Consider the following 691-nt stretch of genomic DNA (forward strand, 5'->3'; position numbering starts at 1 on the left):
GAGGATCAGGTTCTGCTCTGTCTGAGCTATTGGCGGGAATACCGAACCTTATTTCACGTTGCGACGAGTTACGGGGTTTCAGAGCCCACAGCCTCAAGAATTGTCCGTCATGTTGAAGACTGCCTGATTCGGTCCAATCTGTTTAATTTACCCAAAGATTTACCCGAGGGCGAAGGCATCGACTGGAATGTTGTGATCGTGGATGCCACAGAAATTCCAATACAAAGGCCTAAAAAAACAGAAGAAAAGCTATAGCGGCAAGAAAAAGACCCATACCTTTAAAGTACAGGCCATGATTCACTACAAGACTCGGCAAATTCTGAGTTTATGTAGCAGTCGCGGTGCAGTGCATGATTTCGAGTTGTTCAAATGCAATTTAAATCAGATTCCTTTGGGGTCTTTTATCCTTGCAGATAAAGGCTATCAGGGGATTTATACTTTGTATCCCAATAGCCTGTTGCCTTTAAAAGCCAAAAGACACTGTAAATTGGATCCTGAACTAAAAATCTATAATCAGGAAATCAATAAAAGAAGAATAGGAATAGAGCATGTATTTGGCAGTCTAAAAACTTTCAAGATCCTTGCGGAACGTTATCGAAATAGAGCGAAAAGACTCGGTTTGAGATTCAATTTAATTGCTGGAATCTATAACTTGGAGCTGAGTAAAAATGATTTATGAAAGAGGTCTAAT

Annotated in this window: 2 protein-coding genes; both read left to right on the forward strand. The window is 40.2% G+C overall.

The features are described 5' to 3' along the window. On the forward strand, nt 1-255 hold a 255-nt coding region (locus HLH14_RS08850; protein ID WP_171532935.1), incomplete at its 5' end, for a helix-turn-helix domain-containing protein. Beyond that, nucleotides 203-679: a transposase family protein gene (locus HLH14_RS08855; protein ID WP_131272073.1), complete on the forward strand. Its 477-nt coding sequence runs from the start codon at nt 203-205 to the stop codon at nt 677-679. The genes HLH14_RS08850 and HLH14_RS08855, both read left to right, overlap by 53 nt. Nucleotides 680-691: the final 12 nt, after the last annotated feature.

The sequence above is a fragment of the Acinetobacter terrae genome (genome assembly GCF_013004375.1).
Classification (GTDB): domain Bacteria; phylum Pseudomonadota; class Gammaproteobacteria; order Pseudomonadales; family Moraxellaceae; genus Acinetobacter; species Acinetobacter terrae.